General features: G+C 69.9%; 19 protein-coding genes and 2 tRNA genes. 11 read left to right on the forward strand and 10 right to left on the reverse strand.

The annotated features are described in order from the left end of the window. Positions 1–7: 7 nt before the first annotated feature. Together VFW66_04145 and VFW66_04150 are read right to left on the reverse strand one after the other, a co-directional pair. Complete coding sequence (locus VFW66_04145) at positions 8–166, reverse strand: hypothetical protein (GenBank protein HEX5385872.1); 159 nt, start codon at positions 164–166, stop codon at positions 8–10. 81 nt (positions 167–247) lie between these two features. Next, positions 248–424 carry a hypothetical protein gene (locus VFW66_04150; protein HEX5385873.1) on the reverse strand — a complete coding sequence of 59 codons (177 nt, stop codon included), beginning with the start codon at positions 422–424 and terminating at the stop codon, positions 248–250. Here VFW66_04150 and VFW66_04155 point away from each other — a divergent pair. From VFW66_04155 to VFW66_04185, 7 genes are all read left to right on the forward strand, one after another. Then, positions 398–470 (forward strand) — tRNA-Lys (locus VFW66_04155). The two genes, VFW66_04150 and VFW66_04155, sit on opposite strands and share 27 nt — an antisense overlap. A gap of 287 nt (positions 471–757) precedes the next feature. After that, on the forward strand, positions 758–1,675 hold the full coding sequence (locus VFW66_04160; protein ID HEX5385874.1) for a hypothetical protein: 918 nt from the start codon (positions 758–760) through the stop codon (positions 1,673–1,675). A gap of 220 nt (positions 1,676–1,895) precedes the next feature. After that, positions 1,896–2,390 carry a DUF1097 domain-containing protein gene (locus tag VFW66_04165; GenBank protein HEX5385875.1) on the forward strand — a complete coding sequence of 165 codons (495 nt, stop codon included), beginning with the start codon at positions 1,896–1,898 and terminating at the stop codon, positions 2,388–2,390. 167 nt (positions 2,391–2,557) lie between these two features. Then, positions 2,558–3,412: a branched-chain-amino-acid transaminase gene (gene ilvE / locus VFW66_04170; GenBank protein HEX5385876.1), complete on the forward strand. Its 855-nt coding sequence runs from the start codon at positions 2,558–2,560 to the stop codon at positions 3,410–3,412. Positions 3,413–3,486: 74 nt separating this feature from the next. After that, entirely contained in the window at positions 3,487–3,732 is a 246-nt protein-coding gene (locus tag VFW66_04175; GenBank protein ID HEX5385877.1) for a hypothetical protein, read from the forward strand. A 161-nt stretch (positions 3,733–3,893) separates the two neighbouring features. Continuing rightward, entirely contained in the window at positions 3,894–4,301 is a 408-nt protein-coding gene (locus VFW66_04180; protein HEX5385878.1) for a hypothetical protein, read from the forward strand. 183 nt (positions 4,302–4,484) lie between these two features. Continuing rightward, positions 4,485–6,254, forward strand: coding sequence for a LysM peptidoglycan-binding domain-containing protein (locus tag VFW66_04185; protein HEX5385879.1), 1,770 nt, complete (start codon positions 4,485–4,487; stop codon positions 6,252–6,254). Between the two features lie 19 nt (positions 6,255–6,273). Here the strand turns inward: VFW66_04185 and VFW66_04190 are convergent, their stop codons facing one another. Genes VFW66_04190 through VFW66_04200 form a run of 3 tightly spaced genes read right to left on the reverse strand, consistent with a single transcriptional unit; the run spans position 6,274 to position 8,642 of the window. After that, on the reverse strand, positions 6,274–7,011 hold the full coding sequence (locus VFW66_04190; protein HEX5385880.1) for a transglycosylase SLT domain-containing protein: 738 nt from the start codon (positions 7,009–7,011) through the stop codon (positions 6,274–6,276). 39 nt (positions 7,012–7,050) lie between these two features. Continuing rightward, complete coding sequence (gene moaC / locus VFW66_04195; protein HEX5385881.1) at positions 7,051–7,530, reverse strand: cyclic pyranopterin monophosphate synthase MoaC; 480 nt, start codon at positions 7,528–7,530, stop codon at positions 7,051–7,053. Beyond that, positions 7,527–8,642 (reverse strand): hypothetical protein, encoded by a 1,116-nt coding sequence (locus VFW66_04200; GenBank protein HEX5385882.1) that lies wholly within the window; start codon positions 8,640–8,642, stop codon positions 7,527–7,529. The genes moaC and VFW66_04200 overlap by 4 nt, the downstream gene beginning before the upstream one ends. A 305-nt stretch (positions 8,643–8,947) precedes the next feature. Between VFW66_04200 and VFW66_04205 the strand changes: the two genes are divergently transcribed. Continuing rightward, positions 8,948–9,020: transfer RNA gene (locus tag VFW66_04205), tRNA-Asn, on the forward strand. 14 nt (positions 9,021–9,034) lie between these two features. Here the strand turns inward: VFW66_04205 and VFW66_04210 are convergent. Both VFW66_04210 and VFW66_04215 read right to left on the reverse strand, forming a co-directional pair. Further along, the gene (locus VFW66_04210; GenBank protein HEX5385883.1) at positions 9,035–9,565 is read right to left on the reverse strand and encodes a hypothetical protein; all 531 of its coding nucleotides are present in this window, start codon (positions 9,563–9,565) and stop codon (positions 9,035–9,037) included. A 93-nt stretch (positions 9,566–9,658) separates the two neighbouring features. Next, positions 9,659–10,300: a DNA-3-methyladenine glycosylase 2 family protein gene (locus tag VFW66_04215; GenBank protein HEX5385884.1), complete on the reverse strand. Its 642-nt coding sequence runs from the start codon at positions 10,298–10,300 to the stop codon at positions 9,659–9,661. A gap of 72 nt (positions 10,301–10,372) precedes the next feature. On the opposite strand from VFW66_04215, the gene VFW66_04220 reads away from it, so the two are divergent. Next, positions 10,373–11,785 (forward strand): aminotransferase class I/II-fold pyridoxal phosphate-dependent enzyme, encoded by a 1,413-nt coding sequence (locus VFW66_04220; protein HEX5385885.1) that lies wholly within the window; start codon positions 10,373–10,375, stop codon positions 11,783–11,785. Here the strand turns inward: VFW66_04220 and acpA are convergent. Genes acpA through uvrA form a run of 3 tightly spaced genes read right to left on the reverse strand, consistent with a single transcriptional unit; the run spans position 11,766 to position 16,790 of the window. Next, the gene (gene acpA, locus VFW66_04225) at positions 11,766–13,151 is read right to left on the reverse strand and encodes an acid phosphatase (protein ID HEX5385886.1); all 1,386 of its coding nucleotides are present in this window, start codon (positions 13,149–13,151) and stop codon (positions 11,766–11,768) included. The two genes, VFW66_04220 and acpA, sit on opposite strands and share 20 nt — an antisense overlap. Before the next feature lie 31 nt (positions 13,152–13,182). After that, entirely contained in the window at positions 13,183–14,007 is an 825-nt protein-coding gene (locus tag VFW66_04230; GenBank protein HEX5385887.1) for a DMT family transporter, read from the reverse strand. Then, positions 14,004–16,790 carry an excinuclease ABC subunit UvrA gene (gene uvrA, locus VFW66_04235; protein ID HEX5385888.1) on the reverse strand — a complete coding sequence of 929 codons (2,787 nt, stop codon included), beginning with the start codon at positions 16,788–16,790 and terminating at the stop codon, positions 14,004–14,006. Before uvrA ends, VFW66_04230 begins: the two co-directional genes overlap by 4 nt. Before the next feature lie 78 nt (positions 16,791–16,868). On the opposite strand from uvrA, the gene VFW66_04240 reads away from it, so the two are divergent. Both VFW66_04240 and VFW66_04245 read left to right on the forward strand, forming a co-directional pair. Next, positions 16,869–17,942, forward strand: coding sequence for a lysylphosphatidylglycerol synthase transmembrane domain-containing protein (locus VFW66_04240; GenBank protein ID HEX5385889.1), 1,074 nt, complete (start codon positions 16,869–16,871; stop codon positions 17,940–17,942). Then, entirely contained in the window at positions 17,939–19,726 is a 1,788-nt protein-coding gene (locus tag VFW66_04245) for an ABC transporter ATP-binding protein (protein HEX5385890.1), read from the forward strand. The genes VFW66_04240 and VFW66_04245 overlap by 4 nt, the downstream gene beginning before the upstream one ends. Positions 19,727–19,768: the final 42 nt, after the last annotated feature.

Genomic DNA, 19,768 nt, shown 5'->3' on the forward strand with positions numbered 1-19,768 from the left:
TACGGTCCTACTTTGCGGCCACCGGGTGCGCGCCGGGCGGCACCACGACGGTCCCGCCGCTGCTTCCTGCCTGGCTCGCGCCCGTGCTGAGGTCGGGTCCGGTGGTGTCGCTGCACGCGGCGAGCGCCGCGATCGCGAGGGCGATGGTCCAGGTGCGGGCTGACATGCTAGCCTCCTTGCGAGCCCCGGAACGGGGTGACTGGGTGGTCGCGCCGACCCGAATCGGATCGGAATCGCGGAGGCCACGCTAGCGATGGAGCGGCACGTAGCGATCAATTGCGGGCAGGCTCGGATCAATCGGGTGGGTCAGCTTGAGATTCGGCCGGCGCCGGGGCACGTTTGACGCGCGGCTCCGGCGCGCGTACACGCCGGTCCGGAGCACGGGGCCGCGGTCGTCGGGGGCGTAGCTCAATTGGTAGAGCAAGGGACTTTTAATCCCTAGGTCGTGGGTTCGATTCCCACCGCCCCCATTGCCCGGCCGGCCACGCCTCCCTACCCCCGGCCCGGCCGACTATGTACACTTCCCGCCGATCAGTCTTCCGTACGTCACGCCCTTGGGCCCGGAGCTTCGGGCCGGAAGTTCCGCCGCCGAGCTCGGCCCATGCCGGGGCGGCGGCGCGTGCGACCGGACCGCCAGGACCGGCGGCCCGAGGTGCGGCGTGTGGCGGCTGATTCAGCCCCGGCCGGGCAACCGGCGGGTCGGAGCAATACCATGCGTTCCCGCACCACACCAATCGTGTCACAAGGGGGTCGTGTTATGAGGTACGGATGGCTTCTTCTCCCGCTCGCGCTTGCCAGCACCACGGCCTGCGACCGCAGCAAGGACCAGCTCACCGCTGCGCTCGCCGAAGCCAAGGCCGTATCGGCCGAAAAGGATAGCCTGCTGAACGAGGTGCTCGAGACCACCAAGTTCGTCAACGACCTGAACGCAGAGCTGGCCAAGGCGAAGAGCGTCGGCGTGAGCCCCGTGCTCGCCACCGAGAAGAGCGCGTCCGGCGCCGCGCAGGACCGCGCCGCCGTCGTGAGCCGGATCAAGGAAGTCGTCGAACGCCTGAACGAGAGCGAGGACAAGCTCACTGCCGCCACCGCCCGCGCCAAGAAGATGGGCGGCCGCAACCAGCGGCTCCTCGCACAGCTCGATGCCGCGAAAAAGACGATCGCCGATCTCAAGGCCACGGCCGAGCAGCAGGAAGCCGAGTACAGCGCCACCATCGAGCGCCAGAAGGTCGAGATCGCGGCACTTACGAGCAAGGTGGATACTGTCACCCAGGAAAACACCCAGCTCGTCGCGAATAACGCCGCGCTCACCGACACGGTCTCCAATCTCACCAGCTACAAGAACACCGTCTACTACGCCGTGGGCACCAAGAAAGAGTTGATGGACAAGGGCATCCTGGCGCAGGAGGGCTCCAAGTTCCTCTTCTTCGGCGGCCACCACCTGGCGCCGGCCCGGCACCTCGACCCCTCGGCGTTCACTCAGATCGACAAGTCGAAGGATCTCTCCATCGCCCTGCCGCACGACGACAAGAACTACAAGATCGTGAGCCGGCAGAGCCCGGACTATCTCGCCGCTACGTCGGTAAGCAAGGACGGCAAGGTGCATGGCGCGATCCAGATCGAGTCGCCCGAGGAGTTCTGGGCGCCGTCGAAGTACCTGATCGTCGTGCAGGACTGACCCGCCGCACTGGCGCGGATTCCGCGCCAGCTATCGACGGCCATCCTCCCGGATGGCCGTCGTCGTTTCCCCCCCCGTCATCTTGACCGATCCCGAATTTGGCCGTACGGTCAACCCGTACGGTCACGGCCGGCACGGCCGTACGACTGGGTTCTCGCCCCGCCGGAGCCGCAGGCAGTCGGCCAATCCAACGCCCTCGCCCGAGGGCAGGAGGTCGTACATGAGTCTCCTCATGGCACTCGCGCTCAGCATCGGTGTCCTCATCGCCGCCTGGACCTTCATCGCGCTTGGCTCGCTGGCGCTGCCGGTTTGGGCCGGCATCATCGCGTGGGGGGCGTTCTTCGCGGCCGGCGGGAAAGGTGACGGGCTGCTCAAGACCATCGCGTCGACGCTTTCCGGGGTGTTCTGGGCCTTCATCGCTCTCACCCTGAATGCCCGGTTCGGCGGCAACGCGGCCGTGCTGCCGATCCTCGTCGGCGCGGCGGCATTCGTCATGGTGGCGCAGTCGAAGGTGTCGCTGCTCTCCTTCATTCCCGGCTCGTTCCTCGGCGCCGCCACGGCGGTCGGCGTCGTGGTGGGAAGCAACAGCACCTGGTCGAAGGTGATCATCGCGCTGGTCGCGGGCGCCGTCTTCGGCTGGCTGTCCGAGCGCCTCGCCGGCGTGCTGGCCGGAAGCAGCACCGCGGCGGCCGCGGAGCGCGCGCGCGCGGCGTAGGCCGGCTCGCCCATCGGGCCGCGCGTTGCGCAGTGCTTCGTACTGCGCCGCGCGCGGCTTGTTTCACCCCAGGCACGCGTGCACATTGCGCCGGTGCGGGCGGTCGCGCACCGGCGCCGTTCGGCGCTTGCGCGCGACCGCCCCCGAGTCTCGGGCAAGGAGCACGTGTGACCACGATCTGGATTGACGGCGCGTGGGCGGACCGCGCCGATGCGTCGGTGTCGGTGTTCGATCACGGCCTGCTCTACGGCGACGGCGTCTTCGAGGGCACCCGCGTTTACGGCGGCAAGATCTTCCGCCTCGCAGACCACCTCGACCGACTCTACGATTCAGCCCACGCGATCTGGCTCACCATCCCGATCGAGAAGCCCGCGCTTGCGGCCGTGACCGAGGAGGCGGTGCAGCGGTCCGGGCTCACCGAAGCGTACCTTCGGCACGTCGTCACCCGCGGCGCCGGCGACCTGGGCCTGGATCCGCGCAAGTGCTCCACGCCGTCGGTCATCCTGATCGTCGACACCATCCGATTGTATCCGCAGGAGGTGTACGAGACCGGCCTCAAGGTCGTCACCGCCGGCACGCCGATCCCGCAGCGCGAGTCGCTTTCGCCGCGGGTGAAGTCGCTCAACTATCTGCCGCATATCCTCGCCAAGATCGAAGCGATCCAGGCGGGTGCCGACGACGCGCTCATGCTCGACAGCGCCGGCCAGGTGGCCGAAGGGTCGGGGACGAACGTGTTCGTCGTGAAGAAGGGCGTCGTACGCACGCCGCCTCCGTACGCGGGCATTCTCCGCGGCATCACGCGCGACACCGTCATCGAGATCGCCACCGAAGCGGGCTACGACGTACGCGAGGAGCCGTTCAACCGCTACGACGTCTACACCGCCGACGAGGCGTTCTTCACCGGCACCGCGGCGGAGATCGTGAGCATCCGCTCGCTCGACGGCCGCATCATCGGCACCGGCAAAGCGGGGCCGATCACGCGCGATCTCCGTGCGCGCTTCCGGGCGCACGTGCGCGACTGATGCGTCCGCGCGCCCCTTGACCGCGCCCCGGATGGGCTGCAAGTTGGCGCTCGCTCCCACCCAACAGGCGCACCATGCTCCAGATATCGCTGCAGGAACTGCGACGCGTTGCCGATTCGCTCGCCACGCTCCGCGGGCAGATGGTGGTCGGTGCGGTGATGCGGTCGGACCGGCGCCAGCTGCGCGTCGAGCTGGGCGATGGCCGCATGGCGGTGGTGAGCATCGATGCCGACGCGGACGGCCGCCCGCGGCTCGAATTCGACGTGGTGCGACGGCCGGCCGAGCAGCCCCAGCTCGAGGTCCGATTCGAGAGCGCGTGACGGGCAGGGGGACCGCACCGCTGGCATAGGGCTTGCCCGCTCCCGGGCCGCAGGGTTTTCCCGCGAAGAGCTGCACCTCGTCCACTCGTGGAGGCCCCACGCCCGCCAGCGACCCCTCCCGTTCATCTCCGGCCGATGCCCCGGACGCCGGCGCTTCCGCGATGCTTGCGCACGAGCGGCTGCGCTTCGCCGAGTTCAACCTCGATCGGCTGTCCAATGGGCGGTGCCGGGCGCACGTCGGGCTCACCTGGCGCGATTCGGAGCAGTTTTCCGGCGAGTGCGAGGGGGTGGCGTCGCAGGCCGGTGAGCTTCGCTGCGCGGCACAGGCGTGCGTCAATGCGCTCGGCCAGGCGGTCGCCGGCGGGATCGGGTTCGAGCTGCTCGGCGTCAAGGCGGTCCGCGCGTTCGACGCCACCGTGCTCATCGTATCACTCGCGATTCAGCAGGACTCGGGCGGCCAGCGCGTGGTCGGCTCCTATCTCACGGAGTCTGACCCGGGACGCGGCGCCGCCCTCGCCGTCCTGAATGCAACCAATCGCATTCTGGGCAACCGGCTCTACATGCGCTGAAGCTTCCGGCGCTGGGCCCTGTCAAATCGCAGCGGCGCGCGCGGATTGCAGGGCCAAGAGCCCCCGAACGAAGTCCGAATCCGGCGCCCATATCGGTGGCGGCTCTTCCGATTAAGGCGTAACATCGTTTCGTCAATGTTCCTGAACCCTGCGCGGCGCGCCGCGCGGAGAGAGGGCGCTCGCATGCAGCGGTTTTCCATCATCACGCTCGTGACGCTCGCCGCCGGTGCCGCTGCCTGCGGCGGCCATCCCGCGCCGCCGCCGGTTTCACCCGTGGTGGCCGACGCCGGCCCCGCGGCGACTCCAACCGTGTCCGACACCACCGTAAGCGACACCGGGGAAGCCGTGACGCTGCCGCCCGCGCCCTCAATGGACTCGGTGGCGCTCGATCACGAGGCCATCGCGGAGCTGCGCATCGCCGCCGACTCGGTGGCCGACGAAGCCGTACTCGATCAGCTCGCCGACGCTCAGCTCGACAGCACCGATGCCGATAGCGCCGCCGCGGACGAGCCCGACGGGTCACACGGCGGGCCGGCGGCAGCCGCCAAGGCGGTCACCTTCGACATCGACGTGGAGCGGTTCAACAGCCATAACCGCGTGCAGTATTTCCTCGACTTCTTCCAGACCACCGGCCGCGAGCGCATGGGCGTGTGGCTGAGCCGGATGCCGCGCTACGAGGCGATGATCCGCCGCCGGCTTCAGGCCGAAGGGCTGCCCGGTGATCTGGTGTACCTCGCGCTCATCGAGAGCGGTTTCTCCAACACGGCCACGAGCCGCGCCCGCGCCGCCGGGATGTGGCAGTTCATGAAGGGCACCGCGCGGCTGTACGGCCTCAGGATCGATCGCTGGGTGGACGAACGGCGCGATCCCTACAAGGCGACCGACGCCGCAGTGCGCCATCTCAAGGCGCTGAGCGATCAGTTCGGCTCATACTATCTGGCCGCAGCCGCGTACAACGCGGGCGCGGGCAAGGTCTCGCGGGGGCTCAACCATCTCGACGACGAGGACAGTGACTCGCTCGCGTCGGACGCCACGTTCTTCCGGTTGTACGACACGCGCTTCCTCCGCCGCGAAACCAAGGACTACGTCCCCAAGCTCATCGCCGCGGCGATGATCGCGAAGGACCCGACCCGCTACGGCTTCCCGCCTGACGCGCCGCTCGATACCCTCGTGCCCTACGACTCGCTCGTCGTTCCCGAGATGACCGGGCTCGACGTCATGGCGCGGCTCGCCGACACCACGCTCGCCGCCATCCGCGAGCTCAACCCCCAGTACCTGCGGCTCGTGACTCCTCCGGGCACCGAGAGCGTGGTGCGGCTGCCGCTCGGCCGGGGCGACACGACGGCGGTGGCGTACGCCGCGCTGCCCGCGAGCGAGCGGGTGAGCTTCCACGAGCATGTGGCGCGCTCGGGCGAGACGATGAGCGGCATCGCCAGGCACAACGGCATCTCCGAGCGCGAGCTGGCCGCCGCAAACCCGCGGCTCCGCGGCCGAGTGCGCACGGGGCAGCTCGTGATCGTGCCGACCGATGGCGCCCTTGCGCCGGAGGTGGCGCGCCAGCTCGCGGCCGTGGAATCGGCGCAGGCGGCGGACTATCATCGCGTGCGCAGTGGCGAGACGCTCGGGCTCATCGCCGCGCGCTACGGCGTGACCCAGCATCAGTTGGTGGCCTGGAACAGCCTGCGGCACCCGGGCATGCTCCGGATCGGGCAGCGCCTTCGCGTGTCGCCCGGTGGGGGCCGGTCGGCCTCGCGCGGCAGCGCACACCATCGGCCGGGGCGGTCTCACACGACGCGGTCACACGTCGCGCACACCCATGTGGTGCGACGGGGTGAGACGCTGACGGGCCTGGCGCGACGCTACGGCGTCACGGTCCAGGCCCTGGTGAAAGCGAATGGATTGAGGGATGACGACATGGTGAGGAGCGGCAGGCGCCTCATCATTCCCGCCTGACCGTCACCCGCCTCGAGACTCAGCGCAACAGTGCATTGCCCTCGCCCGCCGTGGTGTGGGGCGGCTTGTACCCCTTGAGCACGGCGGCGGAATAGCCGTTCTGCGGGTTCCCGCCCGCCGCCAGGATTTCGTTCACCCGGGCCGGCCCGCGGTTGTAGGCCAGCAGCGCCAGATGCACGTCGTTGTCGTACTCTCCCATCAGCTCCTTCAGGAACCGGAAGCCCAGCCGCAGGTTCACTGCGCGGTCGAGCAGGCCCTTCTCGGTGAGCGTCGGGTCGTAGAAGCGCGCGGTCGCGAGCTGGAGCTGCGTGTATCCCAGCGCGTCGGCCGAGCTGCGCGCGTCCTGCTTGAAGTCGCTCTCGACCTTGACGAGGCGGAAGCCCAGCCCCGGGTCGATGCCCTCACTCAGCGCGACGTCGTAAATGGCGGCCGCGAGGTCGGCCGGGATCTGGTACCTGGTCGAATAGCCAATGACGGCGTTGGCACGCTCGAGCTGCACCCGCGCGAGCGCCGCGTCACCCCGCGCCGCTTCCGCCTCGCTGTTGAGCGAGCCGAACTCGCGCGCGATGCCGCGCGGGTCGAACGAGACGCGGTCGGCCGCGCGAACCCGCTTGCCCCAGCCGCCAAGGGCGCCGAGCCCGAGCGCCGCCGCCACGAGCACGCCGCCACGCACGAACAGCCGCGCGGCGCGCTCCCGGCGAGCGATGCGCTCCCGGTGCTCCTGCTGGGTCAGGAATCTGCCGGTTCGTGTCCACATCACGAGCCTCCTTCCAATAGGCCGGTCACGGCGCGGCGCTCAAGACTCCGACCGCCGCCACTCGCCCCGGGTACCACCGGACTTGCTCACGAGTCGAACCGCTTCGATCGCCATCCCCCGATCTACCGCCTTCACCATGTCGTAGATCGTCAAGCACGCCACCGCGACCGCGGTGAGCGCTTCCATCTCCACGCCGGTGCGGCCGGTGGCCTTGGCCGTGGCGCGCACCCGCACGCCGGGCAGGCTCGCATCGAGCGTGGTCTCCACTCTCACCTGGTCGAGGCCGAGCGGATGGCAGAGCGGGATCAGCTCGCCCGTCCGCTTGGCCGCCATCGTGCCGGCCACCTGTGCCACCGCCAGCACGTCGCCCTTCTTCACCGCGTGCGCCGCGATCAGGTCGTGTGCTTCGCGCGACATCCGCACCGCGCCCTCGGCTTCGGCCGCGCGCTCGGTCACGGGCTTGCCGCCCACGTCCACCATCCGGGCTTCGCCCCGGTCATCCACGTGCGAGAGCTTCACAGCACCTCCGCCAGATCGTCGGCGAGCACCGCCAGCAGGAGCTGGGGGTTCACGTTGCCGGCCGCCGCATCACGGGCCGCGGCCACGCGCGCCTGCGCGGCCATGAGCGCGTGAAGCCGGTCTTCGCCACTGCCGTCGCGGCGAAGCGCTGGCGTCACGGGCCGTCCCACCTCGTGGCCGCCGGCCGCGCGGGCCGCCTCGGCCAGCAGCTCGGCCAGTGCGTCGAGCATCGCGCTGAAGTCGCCCCGCGCCGACCAGGGCGGCTGCTTGAGCGAGCGCTCCATCGCCGCGCCGCGTCCCTTGAGCGCTGCCTCGATGAACGCGCCGGCCGCCGCGTGCGCCGCATCGGCGCCCCCTCCGGAGATGGCGGCACCCACCGAGCCATGCGCGGTTGCCGCGCGGCGGCGCATCTCCTCTGCCTCGAGCGGCGGCCGGTGCGCGTCGCGCAGCACCGACTCGACTTCGGCGTCGCTCAACGGCGTGACCCGAAGCGGCACCGCGCGCGAGCGGATCGTCGGCAAGACGCGGCGCGGGTCCTCGGCCGTGAGCACAAACCGCGAGCGCGGTGACGGCTCCTCCAGCACCTTGAGCAGCGCGTTTGCGGCCTCCGGGCTCGACTCCTGCGGCACGAGCCGCTCGGCATCTCCGATGACGAACAGCTTCGAGTCCGCCTCGATCGGCGTGAGCGCCGCGTGCCGCAGAACCAGCCGCGCGCTCGCAATCCCGTGGATCGCCATGCCGTCAACCGGGCCGTACAGCGGATTGGCCCGGCGCTCCTCGATCACCTGCGCCAGCGCCTCCGCAACTTCGGTTACCTGTTTGTCCGGCTCGGTCGCCTTGGGCCGGAGCACCGGCACGAACCAGTGCAGGTCGGGGTGCGTGAGCGCGAGCACCTGGCGGCAACTCCGACACTGCCCGCAGGGTTCGCCGACCTGCTCGTCCGCGCCGGGCCGCTCACACCAGAGGCGCTGCGCCAGCCAGAGCGCCAGCCGCTGCTTCCCGATGCCCGCGGGTCCCGTGAAGAGAAGGACCTGCGGGAGCTGATCCGCGCTCGCGGCCCGGCTCAGGCGGCGTCGCGCGTCGTGGTGACCGAGCAGTTGGGGAAGCGGCATCGGCGACAACCTACGCAAGATCGGGGCGCCGGCGGTAGCCGGGCCAGTGTAACAGCTTTTTCAGTACTCACTTAGCACGGATTTTGTGGCCGCTTTGTTATGCAAAGCGAGCGCTCGGAACGTGCACCTGAAGTGCAAGAACTCGCACGCAAAACTAACGGGTTGTGCCTGGACGACTTGGCGAATCTGGCGGGGCCGGAGGGGTCGGGGCGGTGCCATAGGTCACCGCAGGGCCGGGAGGCCTGAACGGACATCCGCGCCAAGGTTGAGCGTCCCCGAGCGCGGCGTTATTTTTTCGCCGCCAATCCCGAGTAGCTCAGTTGGTAGAGCAGCTGACTGTTAATCAGCGGGTCGCAGGTTCGAGTCCTGCCTCGGGAGCTTCCGCCCCGGACTTAGCGCCGGCGCGGATGCTTGAATACGGGCCGGCGCGGCTCCGCTGAGAACGGGTTGCTGGGGCGGCTCTGCGCCGCAGGCGGGGGCGGCGGCGAAGGCATCGGCGGTGCGGGCGGCGGTGGCGCCGCGGCGCCCGGCTCGTCGAAACGCATCGGCCGCGTGTCGCGCGGCATTTCCTCTCCCAACCGCCGCCGAACCACCTCGGCCAGATTCAACGACTCGTCTCTGGGAATCGCCGCCATCGGCGCCGTCGGAGGCGTGGCGCCCGGTGCAGCGGCCGGCGCCGGTCCCTGGGTCAGGATCTCGAGCGCTTCGCGCGCCGCCTGCTGAATGCTCCGCAGGCACTCGGTTGCCGCATCGCGGGCGCGGCGATCGAGCCGCGCCGCTTCGACGGCCAGCACCGACCGAAGCAGCCCCCGCGCCACGTCGTCCCCAACCAGAAAGCCCATCCGGTGCAGTTGCTCGCGAAGCACGCCGACGGCCTCGATACTCGGCTCGAGTGCGGGACGTGCGCTGATTCGTTCCCTCATGTGGTGTCCTCCCTGAGCCTCTAAACTACATACGCGGCCGGCCCGGACGCATGCCCAGTGCCACTGTGGCCGGCTCACGGCGCCGCCGCTCGGTCAGAACTCAGCTGCACGCCAGAGATACCAGCTCGCCGCCGAGCGGTAGGGGCGCCACCGCTCGGCCCGGCGCTCGATCGTCACGGGACTCGGCAGGCGACGCATGCCGTACGTCCGCTGGAAGCCCTTCCGCACGCCGAGATCGCCGAGCGGGAGCACGTCCGCCCGGCCCAGTCGGAACATCAGGATCATCTCCGCGGTCCAGCGGCCCACGCCACGCACGGCGGTGAGCCGCTCGATCACGGCCTCGTCGTCCAGCCGGTGAACGTGCGCCAGCCGGGGCACCGTGCCATCGAGCGTCCGGCGGGCGAGGTCGCGCACGGCGGCGGTCTTGTTGCGCGATAATCCGGCGGCGCGCAACTGGTCGTCCGAGACGGCGAGGAGATCGGCGGCGCTCGGGTGCCGCTTGGGCGCGAACAGCGCGAGCACGCGCCGGTGGATCGTCGCGGCCGCCTTGCCGCTCAATTGCTGGTACACGATTGACCTGAGCAGCGCGGCAAAAAGACTCTGCGTGGGCTCCGGGCGCAGCGTGATGCGGCCGGCACGCCGGATCACGGCTGCAAGCGCGGGATCCGCCGCCTCGAGGTGCACGCGGGCTGCGTCGGGATCGAAGCAGAGGCCATCGGGGCGGGGGGTAGGCATCGCGAGCAAGTTGGCGGCGGCCGCGCCTCGATGCCAGGGGCGCGAGCGCATCGCGGCGCTATCTTCCGGCCGATGCATCCCGATGAATTTCGGCACCAGGCCCACCGGCTGGTGGACTGGATGGCCGACTACCTCCGCGACGTGGGCGCGCGTCGCGTCGTCCCCGAGGTGGCGCCAGGATCGGTCTCGCGGAGCCTGCCCGCGGATCCGCCGCTCCACGGCGAGCCGTTCGAGCGCATCATCGCCGACTTCGAGCAGCTCGTGGTGCCGGGTATCACCCACTGGAACCATCCCGGCTGGTTCGGCTACTTCCCGGCCAACCACAGCCCGCCGTCGATCCTCGCCGAGATGCTCACGGCGACGCTCGGCGCGCAGTGCATGTCGTGGCAGACCTCACCCGCAGCCACCGAGCTGGAGCAGGTGACGATGGCGTGGCTCGCGCGGATGCTCGAGTTGCCCCGAGGCTTCACCGGCGTCATTCAGGATACCGCGTCTACCGCGACGCTCGTGGCGCTCATCTCCGCGCGCGAGCGGGCGAGCGGATACGCCGGCGAGCGGCTGGGTCAGCGCGAGGCGCCGCCGCTCGGGGTGTACGCCTCCACGGAGGCACATTCGTCGGTAGCGAAAGGCGTGCGCCTCGCGGGCTTCGGGGCCGAGGCGCTGCGGCAGATTCCGGTGGACGCGGGGTACGCAATGCGGCCAGAGGCGCTCGCGGAGGCGATCGTGCGAGACAAGCGCGAGGGCCTGGTGCCCGCCTGCGTGGTGGCAACGGCGGGCACGACGTCGTCCACGGCGCTCGATCCGCTCCGCGCGATCGGCGCCATCTGCCGCGAGCATGGCGTCTGGCTGCACGTCGACGCGGCGTACGCAGGCTCGGCGGCCATCGTGCCGGAGCTGCGCGGCATTCTGGATGGCATCGAGCTGGCCGACAGCCTGGTGATGAATCCGCACAAGTGGCTGCTGGTGAACTTCGATTGCAGCGTCTACTTCGTGCGGGACATCGACGCGCTGCTGCGGGTGTTCGCGCTCACCCCCGAGTACCTCACGACCGCGCGCGACGCCGAGGTGGTCAACTTTCGCGACTGGGGAATCCAGCTCGGCCGGCGCTTCCGCGCGCTCAAGCTCTGGTTCGTGCTGCGGAGCTACGGGGTCGAGGGACTTCGCGAGATGATCCGCCGGCACGTGGCGCTGGCGCGCGAATTTGCCGGCTGGGTTGAAGTGGCGCCGGACTTCGAGTTGCTCGCGCCGGTGCCGCTCGGGCTCGTATGCTTCCGGCACCGGCCGCCCGACCTCCCGCCGGACGACCCGCGAGTCGATGGGCTGAACCGCGAGCTCCTCGCCCGGGTCAACGCGAGCGGCCGCGTCTTTCTCACGCACACGACTCTTGGCGGACGCTACGCGATCCGCCTCGCGGTGGGCCAGCGCTGCACGGAGCGGGCGAACGTCGTCGAAGCGTGGGAGCTGATCAGGGCGGCTCGAACGTGAAGGCGGCCGTAAGGTCATTCGCGGCGGCATCCCGGCTTCCAAGCGGCGCGAGGTGCCACCGCCGCTCGATCAGCGCGAGAATCGAGGTGGTGTCGTAGCGCGTGTGGTCGACGAAGCCCTTCCGCGCAAAGGGCGAGATCACGAGCGCCGGCACCCGCGTGCCGGGACCCCAGCGATCCACGCGCGGCGGGGGCACGTGATCCCAGAACCCACCGTTCTCGTCATAGGTAAGGACGATCGCGGTGTGCGCCCATTGGGGGCCGTCGCGCACGGCGTCGATCAACTCCTCCACGTGCTTCTCGCCGTCCAGCACATCCGCGTACCCTGGGTGCTCGGTCAGCCCGCCAAGCGGCTTCACGAATGCGACCGCCGGCAGCGATCCTACCCGGGCGGCGGCCAGGAACTCCGATTCATCCTTGAGGTGCGCGGCCCGGGCCGGCGTGCCGTCCGCATAGCGGGCGAAGTATGCGAACGGCTGATGGTGAAACTGGAAGAGCGGGTCGGGATGTCCGGCGAGCGCGTCGTTCCAGCCGCCAGAGTACCACGCCCAAGACACGCCCGCGTCGGACAGGCGGTCGCCGATCGTGGCGAAGGTCTGGTTGGGCACGAGGCGTTCCGGGTCCGCTCCCGGCGGGTGGGGCTGGTTCACCGTGTACGCCGTGTTGACGACGTAGCCATCGGGCGTGATGGGCCCATCGTGGTCCGGCAGCGGCAGGGCGTCCGGGCCCAACTGGGCCACGGCATCCGGCGGCGCGTTCGGAAACACGGGTGTGCGCGCCGCGATGAGCCAGATGTGATTGAGGAACGAGCCGCCGAACGCCGCGTGGAAGAAGTTGTCGCAGAGGGTGTAGCGCGCCGCCTCGGCCGCGAGCGGCAGGTTGGCCGTATGGTAGAAGCCCATGACGAGCCCGCCCGCGCCGCTCACTGCCGCGAACTTGTCCATCGCCCCGCCGTCGATCTGCACCTGCTCCTCATAGAAGCGGTGGATCATGTCCGGCGTCTTGAGCGTGGCGCCGACGAACTGCTCGATGCTGAACGGCGCGTTCGGGAGGTCGTTGGGGAACGCGCCGCCCGGGACCGGCGGAAGGGCCGCGAACGGGGTTCCGCTCAGATCCACCTGCGTGGCGGCGTCGCCCGCCGAGGCGAGGCCCTCCGCGCCGGCGAACTCGCCGTAGAGATTGTCGAAGCTGTGGTTCTCGAGGTAGATGACGACGACGTGGTCGATCGCGTCGATACCCGGCGCCGGCGGCTTTCCCGGCGGCGGCGTCAGTTGGTCCCCACCGCACGCGCCGAGCGCAAGCGCGAGCCAGAGGCCCGCAACACGGATCAGCGGGCGATGCCGGCGGCGCACGTCGATGCGGTCCACAGTTCCTCCCACGGTGCCATGACTCGGCCGATCACCGCAGCAATGCCACCGCTCCGATGATAAGCGCGCCGCCCAGCCATTGCAGGCCGGTCAGGACTTCGCCCAGGAGGAGCCAGCTCGTGAGCGCGGCTGCCAGCGGCTCCAGCGTGAATATCACCGCCGTGACGGCGGGGCTTACGACGGCCTGCGCGGCGAGCTGGCCATAGAACGTAGTTGCCGCGATGAGGGCAAGCGCGAGCAACGCGGCCGCGGCAGGCCACCCGGGCACCAAACGAACGTGCTCGACCCATGGGGCCGCGGCGAGCGAGAGTACGCCCGCGGCCGTGAGCTCGAGCGCAACCAGTCGGCCCGGGCGGCCAAGCCGGGTGTACCGGCCCGCTGCGTCAATCTGCAGGGCGAAGAGCGCCGCGCACCCGAAGGTGAGCAGATCGCCGCGGTTGAGTCCCCCGCCACCGCCCGGATGGGTAAGGAGCCAGATGCCCACGGCCGTCACCCCGATGGCAGCCACCGTGCCCGCGCTCGGACGGCGGCGGTGCAGCAGGAACTCCGCGACCGGCACGAGCGGCGTGCTCAGGCCGGTGATGAACGCCGAGCGGCTCGGCGTGGTGTATTCGAGCCCCACCGTCTGAAACACGAAGCCGCCCCAGAAAAAGAGACCCAGCACGAGGCCGCCCTCGAGCTCGGAGCGGGTGAGGCCGCGGAGCCAGGCCACGACGAACAACGCCGCGAGCAGGAACCGGAACGCGAGCAGCAGCAGCGGGGAGACGAGCGTGAGCGTCGCCTTGATGAGCACGAACGACGCGCCCCAAATCACCGCGATGACGACGAGCCAGAGCACGCCCTGGCGTCGGGTCATCCGGCGAGCGCGGCGGCGGCAGGGCGGAGGAGCGGGCTCAGGTAGCGGCCGGTGTGCGACTCGGGGACGGCGGCGATGTCCTCGGGCGTGCCCTGGGCGACGACGCGGCCGCCGGCGTTGCCGGCCTCCGGGCCCAGGTCGATGACCCAGTCGGCGCGCTTGATCACGTCGAGGTGGTGCTCGATCACGAGCACCGTGTGGCCGGCATCGACCAGCCGGTCGAGGATCTGGATCAGCACCCGCACGTCGTCCAGGTGCAGGCCCGTGGTCGGCTCGTCGAGGATGTAGAGCTTGCGGCCCTCGCGCCGGGCCGAGCCGGCCAGCTCGCGGGCGATCTTGAGCCGCTGCGCTTCGCCGCCGGAGAGTGTGGTGGCGGGCTGACCCAGGCGCAGATAACCGAGGCCGACTTGCTGCAGGTGCCAGAGCGCGGTGCCCAGCTTAGGCTGGTGGTGGAAGCGCGCGACCGCCTCGTCCACGGTCCACTTGAGGACGTCGTGGATCGAATGGCCCTGAATGCGCACGTCCAGCACCTCGCGCTTGTAGCGGCTGCCGCCGCAGACCTCGCAGGGCACGAAGACATCGGCGAGGAACACCATCTCGACCTGCACATGCCCCGCGCCCTCGCATGCCTCGCATCGGCCGCCGGGCAGGTTGAACGAGAAGGTGGCGGCGGTGTACTTCCGCTGCCGGGCGAGCGGTTGCTGCGCGAACAGCTCGCGGATCTCGTCGAACGCCTTCACGTACGTCACGGGGTTCGAGCGGGGCGAGCGGCCGATGGGCGACTGGTCGATGAGCACCACGTCCTCGAGCGACTCCCAACCGGTGAGCGCGCTCACGCTGCCCACTACCTCGCCCAGGTGCGATTTGGCGGAGTGTCCGCCGCGGAGCCGCGCCTCGAGATTGCGGTAAAGCACGTCGTACACCAGCGTGCTCTTGCCGGAGCCCGACACGCCGGTCACCGCCGTAAGAGTTCCGAGCGGAATGTCGACGTCCACCCCGTCCAGATTGTGCAGTGAGGCGCGGCGCACCCGCATCCACTGCGGTCCAGCGGGCCGCCGGGCGCTCGGCACCGCGATCCGCTTCTGCCCGGTGAGATACTGCCCGGTGAGCGACGCGCCCGCGCCGGCGACTGGGCCGGCGTGCACTACCCGCCCGCCGTGCTCGCCCGACCCCGGACCGAGCTCGAGCATGAAGTCGGCCTGGCGGATGGCGGCGAGATCGTGCTCGACCACGACGACGGTGTTGCCGGCGTCGCGCAGCCGATGGAGCAGCGAGAGCAGCCGATCGGTGTCGCGCGGGTGCAGGCCGATCGATGGCTCGTCCAGCACGTAGAGCGCGTCCACCAGCCGGGAGCCCAGCGCATTGGCGAGAGCGATGCGCTGGGCTTCGCCGCCCGAAAGCGTGCGCGTCTGCCGGTCGAGCGAGAGATAGCCCAGGCCAACGTCGCGCAGGAAGCCGAGGCGCGCGTCGAGCTGCTCGGTGATGAGGTGCGCCACGTCGCGCTCGTACGCCGTGAGCTCAAGCCCATGGAGCCAGTCGTGGATCGCCTCGATGGGGCGCCCGGCCACGTCCGCGATGGTGGCGCCAGCGAGCCGCACGGAGCGCGCGTCGGCGTTGAGCCGGGTGCCGTCGCATTCGGCGCAGGGGCGGGCGAGCTGGTACTGGCGCAGGAAGACCCGGATGTACTGCTTGTAGCGCTTCTCCTCTAGGCCCTTGAGGAAGGGAAAGATGCCGACGTAGCGGCCCTTCCTGCCGTAGAGCAGCTCGCGCCGCTCGGCGGCCTTGAGCTTGGACCACGGCGTGTCGGGCGAGATGCCGAGGTCGCGGGCGCGCTCGAGCAGCAGGCGGCGGCGGCTTTCGTAGCGTGGCTTGGTCCAGGGGTCGATGGCGCCCCCCGCAAGGCTCCGGCGGGGATCGGGCACCACCAGCGATTCGTCGTACTCCAGCGTGGCGCCAAAGCCGTTGCACGCCGCGCAGGCGCCCCGCGGATTGTTGAACGAGAAGAGGGCCGGGGTGATCACGGCCCCCGGCGTGTCGCAGGCGCTGCACGCAGGATATTCCGTGAAGCGCAGCCGCTCGTCCGCGAAGAGCACCAGCGCCACGCCTTCGCCCTCGGCAAAGGCGGTGGCGAGCGCCTCGACGATGCGCGACTCGGCGGCCGGCTCGGCGGTGAGCCGGTCTACGACGACGAGCAGCTCGCTTGCCTGGGTGAGGTCGAGCCCGGCGGGCAGCTCGTCCAGGTGATATGTCTGCCCGTCGGTGACGATGCGCACGAATCCCAAGGCGCGAAGGTTTTCGACGACCGCGGCATGGGTCGTCCGGGCGCTCTGGGGCAGCGGAAAGCTCACCTGCAAGCGCCCGGCGCGCTTCAGGATCTCCGCCGCCGCCGACTCCGGCGTATCCCGCCGCACCGGCGCCCCGCACGCGCGGCAGAACGGCCGGCCGAGCCGAGCCCAGAGGAGGCGCAGATAGTCGTAGACCTCGGTGGCCGTACCGACGGTGGAGCGGCTGGAGACGGTCGGGTTCCGCTGCTCGATCGCCACCGCGGGCGCCAGACCCTCGAGGCGGTCCACATCGGGCTTGGGCATCCGGTCCAGGAACTGCTTCGCGTAGGTCGAGAGCGACTCGATGTAGCGCCGCTGCCCCTCGGCATAGAGGGTGTCGAACGCGAGCGAAGACTTGCCCGACCCGGACGGCCCCGTGATGACGATGAGCGAGCGCTGCGGGAGGTCAACCGTGATTCCACGGAGGTTATGCTGGCGGGCATTGACGATGCGGAGCACAGCTGAAAGATAGACGGTAGCGGCGGTGCCGCCCTCCTGCCTCTCCCTTCCCGCCCCTACCGCCTATTTTCCAGCCCCATGCCGCTGCTTACCCCAAAGCTCCTGCGCCGGGGCTTCGAGATCTTCATTCTGGCCTCGATCGTGGGCGTCGGGATCACCTTCGTCTACGGCAACGATCTCCCGGCGGCGCTGGAGGGGCTCCGGGGACTCCGCTGGCCGTGGCTCGTGGTGGGCCTCTGTCTCGCGTCGATGGACTGGTTCGGCGGCGGAATGCGGCTCTGGGTCCTTGCCCGCCACATCGTGCCCAATCCCTCGCTCAAGGGCTGTATCCTGGCGGGGGGGATGGGGGCATGGGCGGCGTACATCACGCCGCTCAACTCGGGGGCCGGGCCGATGACGATGTACACTCTCCGGCGCTACGGAATCCCGTTGCCGGTCGCAGTCACCTGCACGCTCATGAGCTTCATTGCGACGGTGGCGTTCTTCGCGATCGCCGGCCCGGCGGCCATCCTCGCGGGGGCGGGCCGCTCGCTCGGCACCAAGGGCGACGTGCTGGGGCTCTCGCTCTACGACCTCTTTCTCGGGAGCCTCTGGGTGGTAGGGGCGATCGGCCTCGCGCTGGCGGCGATCATCGTCTTTCCCCGTGTCGCCGCCGGCCTCGTGCGGCGGATCGCGGAGGCGGTGGGCCGGCGGAGCCGGCGGGTGGCGGGGCGACTCGAGCGGCTCCTCACGGGCATCGACGACGTGCATGCGAGTGTGGTGGCGTTCAACAGCCCCCGCGGCTGGCTCGCGCTGGCCTGGGCATGGCTCCTCTCGGGCCCCTCGCATGCGAACAAGCTGCTCGCCGGCTACGTGACGCTCAGGGTGCTCGGCATCCATGCCAACTTCGTCGACGTCCTGCTGGTGCAGACGCTGGTAATGTTTCTCCTCTACTTCGCGCCCACGCCAGGGGCGTCGGGCATTGCGGAGCTGCTCTCGGCCGCGGTCATGTCGGTGTACGTGCCGCGCGGGCTCACGCCGGTGTACACGGTGATCTGGCGCTGCATCCTGAGCTACTTCACGCTCGCCACCGGCTTCGTGGTGTTCTCCACCTGGGTGCGGCGGGGATTCAAGACGGTGGACGACGGCGCCCTCCCCGAGGCGGCGCGATGACGACGCCGCTCGACGAGCCGCTCGAGCGGGGCTACGATGCGGGCCTCCTTACGCGACTGCTGCGGTATCTCCGGCCCTACAAGGCCATCACCCTCGGCGCAGTCGTGCTTCTGCTCATCGGCGCCGGCCTTACGCTCGTGGGCCCCGAGCTCACCCAGCGCGCGCTGGACGTCGCGATCCCGCACCGCGACCTCGGCCTCCTCGCGACCCTCGCCGCGGTGTACCTCGCGGCACTCGGGCTCGAGTTCGCGGTGCAGTACGGGCAGACGCTCATCACCACGCTCATCGGCCAGCGGGTGATGTACGATCTGCGCACCCAGGTCTTCGGCCACCTGCAGCGACTCAGCATTCCGTACTTCGATCGGCATCCGGTGGGCCGCCTCATGACCCGCGTCACCTCGGATGTGGAGACGCTCAACGAACTGTTCTCCTCCGGCGTGGTCACCGTGTTCGGCGACGTGTTCACGCTGGTGGCGATCATGGTGATGATGCTCGTCACCGAGTGGCGGCTCGCCCTGGTCGCGTTTTCCGTGATCCCGCTCGTGTGGCTCACCGCCTCGATCTTTCGCCGGCAGGTGCGCGACGCCTTCCGTGACATCCGCGTCCGGCTGGCCCGGCTCAACAGTTTCCTGCAGGAGCACCTCTCGGGCGTCAGGGTGGTGCAGCTCTTCGGGCGCGAACGCGCGGCGGCCCGCGAGTTCGACGCGATCAACCGGCACTACCTCGACGCCCATCTCCACTCGATCAAGATCTACGCGGTGTTCTTTCCGGTGATCGAGCTGCTCTCGGCCGTGGCGCTCGCACTCCTCCTCTGGTACGGCGGCGTGCGCACGCTGGGCGGCGATCTCACGGTCGGTGTGCTCGCCGCGTTCGTCCAGCTCACCCGGCGGTTCTTCCAGCCGCTGCAGGATCTCTCGGAAAAGTTCAACCTTCTGCAAAGCGCGATGGCCTCGTCCGAGCGGGTATTCCGGCTGCTCGATGAGCCGGTGACGGTGCCTGAGCCGGCAACGCCGGTGCACCTCACGCGGCCGGTGCGCGGCGAGGTGGCATTCGAGGGTGTCTGGTTCCGTTACTCGGAGCAGGGACCCTGGGTGCTCAAAGACGTCTCGTTCACGGCCACGCCGGGCGAGACCGTTGCCCTGGTGGGGCACACCGGCGCCGGCAAGACGACGATCGTCAGCCTGCTGCTCCGGTTCTACGATCCGGTGCGGGGGCGGATTACGATCGACGGCGTGGACATCCGCGACCTCACGACGGCCGAGCTGCGCGGGCTCATCGGCTTCGTGCAGCAGGATCTCTTTCTGTTCGCCGGCGACGTCATGCACAACCTCACGCTCGACGCGCCCATCTCCGAGGCGGCGGCGCGCGCGGCCGCCCGGCGCACCGGTGCCGACCGCTTCATCGAGCGGCTGCCGCAGACCTATGGCCACGTGCTCGGTGAGCGCGGCCGGAGTCTCAGCGTGGGCGAGCGCCAGCTTCTGAGTTTCGCCCGCGCGCTCGCGCTCGATCCGCGCATCCTCGTGCTGGACGAAGCCACGAGCTCGGTCGACGCCGAAGCGGAAGCGCAGATCCAGGCCGCAATCGCGGAGCTCATGGCCGGGCGCACGAGCATCGTCGTCGCGCATCGGCTCAGCACCATTCTGCATGCCGACGAGATCCTGGTGCTGCACCACGGCGAGATCCGTGAGCGCGGAAATCACCGGGAGCTGCTCGCGCAGCGCGGACTCTACGAACGGCTCTATCAGTTGCAGCTGCGGGGCCAGGATACCCTGCGGAGCGCGTAAGCTTCGTTCGGTGTGCAGGGCGTAACACGCGCCAGCGGGTTT

It is taken from the genome of Gemmatimonadales bacterium, assembly GCA_036279355.1.
Classification (GTDB): Bacteria; Gemmatimonadota; Gemmatimonadetes; order Gemmatimonadales; family GWC2-71-9; genus DASQPE01.

Bases quoted from the DNA above. Each gene is read 5' to 3' on its own strand.
- VFW66_04145 (HEX5385872.1), bottom strand. From the start codon at position 166: ATGTCAGCCCGCACCTGGACCATCGCCCTCGCGATCGCGGCGCTCGCC.
- VFW66_04160 (HEX5385874.1), top strand. From the start codon at position 758: ATGAGGTACGGATGGCTTCTTCTCCCGCTCGCGCTTGCCAGCACCACG.
- VFW66_04165 (HEX5385875.1), top strand. From the start codon at position 1,896: ATGAGTCTCCTCATGGCACTCGCGCTCAGCATCGGTGTCCTCATCGCC.
- VFW66_04175 (HEX5385877.1), top strand. From the start codon at position 3,487: ATGCTCCAGATATCGCTGCAGGAACTGCGACGCGTTGCCGATTCGCTC.
- VFW66_04180 (HEX5385878.1), top strand. From the start codon at position 3,894: ATGCTTGCGCACGAGCGGCTGCGCTTCGCCGAGTTCAACCTCGATCGG.
- VFW66_04185 (HEX5385879.1), top strand. From the start codon at position 4,485: ATGCAGCGGTTTTCCATCATCACGCTCGTGACGCTCGCCGCCGGTGCC.
- VFW66_04190 (HEX5385880.1), bottom strand. From the start codon at position 7,011: ATGTGGACACGAACCGGCAGATTCCTGACCCAGCAGGAGCACCGGGAG.
- VFW66_04200 (HEX5385882.1), bottom strand. From the start codon at position 8,642: ATGCCGCTTCCCCAACTGCTCGGTCACCACGACGCGCGACGCCGCCTG.
- VFW66_04210 (HEX5385883.1), bottom strand. From the start codon at position 9,565: ATGAGGGAACGAATCAGCGCACGTCCCGCACTCGAGCCGAGTATCGAG.
- VFW66_04215 (HEX5385884.1), bottom strand. From the start codon at position 10,300: ATGCCTACCCCCCGCCCCGATGGCCTCTGCTTCGATCCCGACGCAGCC.
- VFW66_04220 (HEX5385885.1), top strand. From the start codon at position 10,373: ATGCATCCCGATGAATTTCGGCACCAGGCCCACCGGCTGGTGGACTGG.
- VFW66_04230 (HEX5385887.1), bottom strand. From the start codon at position 14,007: ATGACCCGACGCCAGGGCGTGCTCTGGCTCGTCGTCATCGCGGTGATT.
- VFW66_04240 (HEX5385889.1), top strand. From the start codon at position 16,869: ATGCCGCTGCTTACCCCAAAGCTCCTGCGCCGGGGCTTCGAGATCTTC.
- VFW66_04245 (HEX5385890.1), top strand. From the start codon at position 17,939: ATGACGACGCCGCTCGACGAGCCGCTCGAGCGGGGCTACGATGCGGGC.